Origin of the sequence: Streptomyces sp. SPB074 (assembly GCF_000154905.1) — a bacterium.
GTDB lineage: Bacteria > Actinomycetota > Actinomycetes > Streptomycetales > Streptomycetaceae > Streptomyces.
This window is the reverse complement of the sequence record NZ_GG770539.1, coordinates 2,331,260-2,333,930: the sequence shown is the minus strand read 5'-3', so window position 1 is coordinate 2,333,930 and position 2,671 is coordinate 2,331,260. Positions and strand designations below refer to the sequence as shown.

Annotated in this window: 4 protein-coding genes and 1 pseudogene; 4 read left to right on the top strand and 1 reads right to left on the bottom strand. The window is 72.0% G+C overall.

Annotated elements, in window-relative coordinates:
- Positions 1–35: 35 nt before the first annotated feature.
- The 4 genes from SSBG_RS09475 to SSBG_RS09465 all read left to right on the top strand — a co-directional run bounded on the left by SSBG_RS09475 (position 36) and on the right by SSBG_RS09465 (position 2,097).
- The gene (locus tag SSBG_RS09475; RefSeq protein WP_008745952.1) at positions 36–458 is read left to right on the top strand and encodes a Mov34/MPN/PAD-1 family protein; all 423 of its coding nucleotides are present in this window, start codon (positions 36–38) and stop codon (positions 456–458) included.
- A gap of 182 nt (positions 459–640) precedes the next feature.
- The gene (locus tag SSBG_RS35700) at positions 641–745 is read left to right on the top strand and encodes a putative leader peptide (RefSeq protein WP_010295339.1); all 105 of its coding nucleotides are present in this window, start codon (positions 641–643) and stop codon (positions 743–745) included.
- 123 nt (positions 746–868) lie between these two features.
- Positions 869–1,147 (top strand): MoaD/ThiS family protein, encoded by a 279-nt coding sequence (locus SSBG_RS09470; RefSeq protein ID WP_008745951.1) that lies wholly within the window; start codon positions 869–871, stop codon positions 1,145–1,147.
- Positions 1,147–2,097 (top strand): PLP-dependent cysteine synthase family protein, encoded by a 951-nt coding sequence (locus SSBG_RS09465; protein WP_008745950.1) that lies wholly within the window; start codon positions 1,147–1,149, stop codon positions 2,095–2,097. The genes SSBG_RS09470 and SSBG_RS09465 overlap by 1 nt, the downstream gene beginning before the upstream one ends.
- A 65-nt stretch (positions 2,098–2,162) precedes the next feature.
- Here SSBG_RS09465 and SSBG_RS09460 read toward each other — a convergent pair.
- Positions 2,163–2,632: pseudogene (locus tag SSBG_RS09460) on the bottom strand (type II toxin-antitoxin system PemK/MazF family toxin).
- Between the last annotated feature and the right edge of the window lie 39 nt (positions 2,633–2,671).

Here is a 2,671-nt window from a genome sequence, read left to right as displayed (position 1 = left end):
CCGCACGCGCGTACGGTCCGTCTAGGCTGGCCCCCATGCTGACCCTCACCCAGGAGCTGTACGACCGGATCGTCGCCCACGCGCGGGCGGACCACCCCGACGAGGCGTGCGGCATCGTCGCGGGACCCGAGGGCACCGGCCGCCCGGAGCGGTTCGTCCCCATGCTCAACGCGGCCCGCTCGCCCACCTTCTACGAGTTCGACTCGGGCGACCTGCTCCGCCTCTACCGCGAGCTGGACGACCGCGACGAGGAACCCGTGATCGTCTACCACTCCCACACCGCGACCGAGGCGTACCCCTCGCGCACGGACATCTCCTACGCCAACGAGCCGGGCGCCCACTACGTCCTCGTCTCCACCGCCGACACCGACGAGGCGGGGCCCTTCCAGTTCCGCTCCTACCGGATCGTGGACGGCGTGGTCACGGAGGAGGACGTGAAGGTCGTGGCGGCGTACTGAGACACAGGTACTGAGACACAGGTATTGAGGCACGGGTACCGAGGCACGGGTACGGCGGGGAGGTCTCCGGCGCGGCGGCCGGTGGGCGGGGCCGGGCCTCCCGCGCCAGCATGTGAACGCCGGGCGTCCGCGCCTCGGGACACCCCTCGGGGAACCGGCCCGGGAATCGTTACGATGCCCCCATGGTTGACCTCGACGTGCGTACTCAGGAGCCGGGCACCCCGCTGCTCACGGCACGTCGCCACGTCGACCTCTGCCGCGTCGCCGGCGCCCTCTGTCCGCGCTGAGCGCTGATCTCCCGCGCGCCGCAGGCCGGTCCCGGCGAGCGGCGCGCACCACGGCGCCCCCTTCCCGTACCGCCGCACCGAGGCGCCGCCGCGCGCCCACGACCTCCCGAACAGGAGACCGCCATGGCCATCGAGGTCCGTATCCCGACCATCCTCCGCACCTACACCGACGGCGCCAAGGCCGTCGAGGGCAGCGGGGACACGCTCGCCGAGCTCTTCGCCGACCTCGACAGCCGCCACGCGGGCATCCAGGAGCGCATCGTCGACGACGGCAAGCTCCGCCGCTTCGTCAACGTCTACCTCAACGACGAGGACGTCCGCTTCCTCGACGGCATCAGCACCAAGCTCAGCGACGGCGACAGCGTCACGATCCTCCCCGCCGTCGCCGGCGGCGCGAGCTGATGCGGTACGAGAGCGCTCTCGCCGCTGTCGGCAACACCCCGCTCGTCCAGCTCCCCCGGCTCTCGCCGGGGGAGGGCGTGCGCCTGTGGGCGAAGCTGGAGGACCGCAACCCCACGGGCTCGGTCAAGGACCGCCCCGCGCTCCACATGGTCGAACAGGCCGAGAAGGACGGGCGGCTCACGCCCGGCTGCACGATCCTGGAGCCCACGAGCGGCAACACGGGCATCTCGCTCGCCATGGCCGCCAAGCTCAAGGGCTACCGCATGGTGTGCGTCATGCCCGAGAACACCAGCCAGGAACGGCGCGAACTCCTCGCCATGTGGGGCGCGGAGATCATCCCCAGCCCGGCGGCGGGCGGCTCCAACACCGCCGTGCGCGTCGCCAAGGGCCTCGCGGCCGAACACCCCGACTGGGTCATGCTCTACCAGTACGGGAACCCGGACAACGCGGGCGCCCACTACGCCACGACGGGCCCCGAACTCCTCGCCGACCTCCCTTCGGTGACCCACTTCGTCGCCGGGCTCGGCACGACCGGCACCCTCATGGGCGTGGGCCGCTACCTGCGCGAGCACAAGCCGGACGTGAAGATCGTCGCCGCCGAACCGCGCTACGACGACCTCGTCTACGGCCTCCGCAACCTCGACGAGGGCTTCGTCCCCGAGCTGTACGACGAGACCGTCCTCACCACCCGTTTCTCCGTCGGCTCCGCCGACGCCGTCACCCGCACCCGCCAACTCCTCCAGGAGGAGGGCATCTTCGCGGGCATCTCCACCGGTGCGGCGCTCCACGCGGCCATCGGCATGGGCAGGAAGGCCGTCAAGGCGGGCGAGGAGGCCGACATCGCCTTCGTCGTCGCCGACGCCGGCTGGAAGTACCTCTCGACGGGCGTCTACACGGCCCCGACGACGGAAGCGGCCATCGCGACCTTGCAGGGCCAGCTCTGGGCCTGACCCCCGCGCGAGCACGGACAAAGAAGGGCGGAACCCCACGACACGACCGGGGTTCCGCCTTCGCCCTAAGGTATCGCCCGCCCCCTCATCTTTTTTCTGGCCCGCTCCCACACCTCCGCGTCCACTCGGCCCACCCGGCGGCGGAAATCCCGCATTGGTACCTTCCGGCGCTCCTCCGTCTTCATTTAGCTGCTCCGTTTCTGGCGGTCGTCCACTGTGCCGGGCGGTAGCGCCACCACTCCGGCCTGGATTCCGGGTGCTGACGGCTCGTGATCTTCATGACCCGCGCGGCGCGCGCCCCCACCGACAGCACCAGGCACGGCCGGTCCTTCGCCCCCGGCCCGTCCTCGAACGGCACCAGCGCCCACCAGATCTCGCCCGGGCGCGGCTCCCGCTCCCGCGCCCCGCCGGGCCCCCGGGGCGGACGCCGCCGGCCCCGCGGTCCCCGGTCGCTCCGCCCCCACGCGTCGACCAGCGACACGAGCAGCCCGAGCACGACCACACCGGCAAGCAGCCACCACCACGACAGACCCATACCCCGAACGTACCCGCGCCGCTACGCGCCGATCCCCGG

Bases quoted from the DNA above. Each gene is read 5' to 3' on its own strand.
- SSBG_RS09475 (WP_008745952.1), top strand. From the start codon at position 36: ATGCTGACCCTCACCCAGGAGCTGTACGACCGGATCGTCGCCCACGCG.
- SSBG_RS09470 (WP_008745951.1), top strand. From the start codon at position 869: ATGGCCATCGAGGTCCGTATCCCGACCATCCTCCGCACCTACACCGAC.
- SSBG_RS09465 (WP_008745950.1), top strand. From the start codon at position 1,147: ATGCGGTACGAGAGCGCTCTCGCCGCTGTCGGCAACACCCCGCTCGTC.
- SSBG_RS35700 (WP_010295339.1), top strand. From the start codon at position 641: ATGGTTGACCTCGACGTGCGTACTCAGGAGCCGGGCACCCCGCTGCTC.